The organism is Haliscomenobacter sp. (assembly GCF_033763495.1).
GTDB lineage: Bacteria > Bacteroidota > Bacteroidia > Chitinophagales > Saprospiraceae > Haliscomenobacter.
The window spans coordinates 1-3479 of record NZ_JANRKL010000057.1 but is presented as its reverse complement, the minus strand read 5'-3'; the positions used below and the strand labels follow the sequence as shown (position 1 = coordinate 3479).

At 45.9% G+C, this 3479-nt stretch carries 4 protein-coding genes; 1 reads left to right on the top strand and 3 read right to left on the bottom strand.

The genetic code is table 11. The annotated features are described in order from the left end of the window. Nucleotides 1–117 precede the first annotated feature (117 nt). Complete coding sequence (locus SFV55_RS06675) at nt 118–879, bottom strand: T9SS type A sorting domain-containing protein (protein ID WP_320028701.1); 762 nt, start codon at nt 877–879, stop codon at nt 118–120. 163 nt (nt 880–1042) lie between these two features. On the opposite strand from SFV55_RS06675, the gene SFV55_RS06670 reads away from it, so the two are divergent. Continuing rightward, on the top strand, nt 1043–1939 hold the full coding sequence (locus SFV55_RS06670; protein WP_320028700.1) for a DMT family transporter: 897 nt from the start codon (nt 1043–1045) through the stop codon (nt 1937–1939). 78 nt (nt 1940–2017) lie between these two features. Here SFV55_RS06670 and SFV55_RS06665 read toward each other — a convergent pair whose 3' ends face one another. Both SFV55_RS06665 and SFV55_RS06660 read right to left on the bottom strand, forming a co-directional pair. Beyond that, entirely contained in the window at nt 2018–2638 is a 621-nt protein-coding gene (locus tag SFV55_RS06665; RefSeq protein WP_320028699.1) for a hypothetical protein, read from the bottom strand. Between the two features lie 21 nt (nt 2639–2659). Continuing rightward, a complete protein-coding gene (locus tag SFV55_RS06660; RefSeq protein WP_320028698.1) occupies nt 2660–3232 on the bottom strand; it encodes a hypothetical protein in 573 nt (190 codons plus the stop codon). Between the last annotated feature and the right edge of the window lie 247 nt (nt 3233–3479).

Sequence of the window (3479 nt, the reverse complement as noted above, 5' to 3'; positions counted from 1 at the left end):
TTTGGGGGTTTTTAAGTGGGCGGCCCCCCCGGCAATTTGCACCTGCACTTTCACACCCAACCGGGCCACCCCCCAACTTCTCAACCCCCTCAACTTCTCAACCCCTCAACTTCTCAACTACTTAGCAACCACCACCATCTTCTTCGTCTCCGTAAAATTGGTAGTCTCCAGCGTATAATTCATCACACCGGACGCTTTGATGTCGCTTTGTTTCAGCAAAAATTGCTGTTGGCCTTTGCCAAAATCTCCCTGGGTGCGGAACAATACCTTTCCTTCCACATTGCGCACCACCAAAGTAGCCTTAGCCGCAGCGGGTAAATAAAAAGTAATCAGCGTTTCTTCGCTGAAGGGATTGGGGCTGTTTTGGAACAACAGCGCCTTGTCGCCCTGCTTTACTGCTGATTTGAAGTTAAGGCTGATCCCCACCTGTTCATCATTCATGGTATAGGCTTCCATGGCCGTGGGGCGGCTCTGCAGGCCGAGGATTTTGCTCAGGGCGATGTCCTTGCGGCTATTGATTTTCAAGGTAAACAACACCTCGTTCAATTTTTCTTTAGCCAGTGGCGAAGACACATTCCAGCTGCTCGTAATGAGGCCATTTTTTGGAAAAAACCCAAAGTTATCTTCCTTCATAATCCCACCTTCAATACCCGTCAGTTCAGCGACCGTAGGGTCGATAAAAATGGAAAACTGAAAACCTTGCACCATGCCCAAATTGGCGGCAGTGACCGGGATTTCATAACTTTGACCGGCCTTTAGTTCTTGTTCGGGTGCACTCAGTTCGAGGTCGCGCGCGGTCCGTTTGTCGGCCAGTTTTTGGGCCTGTAGTCCCAGGCCAAAACTGCTCAGGAGGAGCAAAAGCAAGATGGATTTTTTCATGGTTGTATGATTTGTAATTTTAAGTGCCTGATTGCAATGAATGGCACCATGATTTTCAATCGAGTGTTCGCAAATTTATTGCAAAAAATTCAAACCTGCTGAAACTTAACAGTTACTCGTACAGTTTTTTCCGCGAATCACAAATCTTTTGTACTCTTGCCCAATGAATAACACCAACTCCCCCGCCAGCATGCCCATGTGGCAAGCCTATCTGACCCTTGGTATCCTCAGTTTGGTTTGGGGAACCTCTTTCATCCTGATCAAAAAGAGTCTGGAGTCTTTCACGCCTGTGCAGGTGGCTTGTTTGCGCATGTCGCTTTCGGCCTTGGCCTTTGTGCCAGTATTGGCCTACAATTACAAGCGCATGGACTGGTCGCGTTTGCCGCTGTTGATGGTGTTGGGGCTCTGCAGCAGTGCCTTGCCCGCCATCTTGTTTTCCACTGCGCAGCAAAAGATCAGCAGTGCTACCGCGGGGGTACTCAATTCACTCACCCCTCTTTTTACGATGATCATTGGGGTGGTCATTTTTAAGGTGACAGTTAAAACGAGGCAAGTCTTGGGGATTTTATTGGGTTTGGTTGGAGCAGCTTGTTTGATTCTGATGGGCAAAGGGGGGATCAGCAATAGCCCGGTAGATTATGCTTCCCTGATTGTGTTGGCTACGGTTTTTTACGCGACAGGTACCAACCTCATTGCGACCAAGTTTCGGGACATGGACTCCCTGCTGGTCAGTGCGGGATCCTTTGGTACGGTGGGAGTACCCCTCGGCATTTATTTGTTGCTGGGTACGGATTTTATTCCCCGCATGGGTACGCTGCCCAATCCCTGGCAGTCGCTCGGTTATGTAGTGCTTTTATCCTGGGTAGGTACGGTGCTGGCGACCATCATCTTTTTTAAAGTGATCCAACAGACCTCGGCCATATTTGGGGCAACTGTAGCTTATTTGATGCCCATTATTGCCATGCTTTGGGGGGTGGCAGATGGGGAAAAAATCGGGCTGTTGCATGTGGGTTGTATGGCAGTGATTTTGGTTGGGGTGTATTTGAGTCGGAAGCAGTGAGCTTTGGTTAATAAGGTCACTTACTTGCCGATACAAAACCTCGAAAAAATATTGTCCAACAAATCCTCCGTTGAAATCTCACCAAGTACGCCCGTGCGTAGTACTGATTCTCTTGAATGATTTCATTGTCCATTCTAGCAGTTTGTTGCCGCCGCCGTCGTATTCTATTTCGATGGTATTGCTGCCGAGGGTCAGCAAGCGAGGTAAATTGAAGTAGTTGTAGGCAATGACCACTCCTTTGGAGGGTTCGTTGGTCACGTTACCTGCCGCATCATAGGTGTAAGTACCAGTGCTGTAGTATTTGAAACCTTTGTCGCGGAAAGTGGTATTGGTCACCGATTCGGTAATGCCGGAAATTTGGTTGCTGTTCAGGGTATAGGTGTAGGTCAGGTCATCGATGGCACCTGCGGAGCCCCCTGCTAAGCCATACCTGTCCAAAGAAACAATATTCCCATTGAGGTCATAACTTTGATATTCGGTATAACGATCCAGGTTGGAATAAGTGGAAGTTCCTTTTTCTCCGTAGTAGGCTGCCGTCAGGCGGTTGAGGCCATTATACATGAAGCCGTAGGTGGGGGTTACACTTTGACCCTGGGTACGCGATTTGATCATCGTGATGTTGCCATTGTAGTTGGCATTTTGGCCACTGGCGTAGTTGGAGTTTAAGGTCTGATCTCCAATGCCGTATACCAGTTCCATGCCCCAAGCATCTGGAGGAATTTATTTCTTGAGATTCAATATCTCTTCTTCTGATAAATCCTGTTCCAAAGAAGGCTTAAAGATGGACGTTTCATCCATTTTAAAAGCCACTCCTCCTAAGAGCTCATACATTACATAATGAAAACTCCATTGCCACGTCTCATCATCATCTGCGGATAGGGCTTTAATTTTTAAAACCCTATCCATGAAGCTAATAATTAATTCATTGCCACCTTTTAGCTGATTCAATTTATAAATCAATAAGAATTGGTTCTTTCTTTGGACGCCTATTGTGGTGCGTGGGAATGCCGAGCCATTTTTTATATTATTCATACTGTCTACATGAATCCAGGCTTCCTTAAGCAATTGTTGGTGGATAGATTTATCGCTATCATCAGCAACTGAAATTCTAAACTTAATTTGCTCCACCTTTAAAACTCTCAGATGGTTATGTATTGTTCCTACCCATTCTCCTAGTTTTAATCCAACCGAAGCCAAGTATACACTCCAGGTTGTTTTTACATTTCCGAACTCAATGGTAGTGGTATCTCTAAAAAAAGAAAGCGAATCCACTTTTAGTAAAATACCGCTCAATGGTTGGTAGCTTGCTGATTTTTTTGAATAATCAACAAATTTGATTCTCTTGTTGATAAAGCCTTCTTGTTTGTTATCCCCTAGTCGCTCTATATGTCGGGTACAACCCCCAGGGCAAACGCATTAAAATTTGAGGGTATTTTCTCTATACTTGTCCGACAATGCACATCGGTTCATTCTACGATTAATGCTGACTTTAGGTTTGTCACCATTTGTTTTGAGTAGGTTGAGCGCCATTCGGCGGATG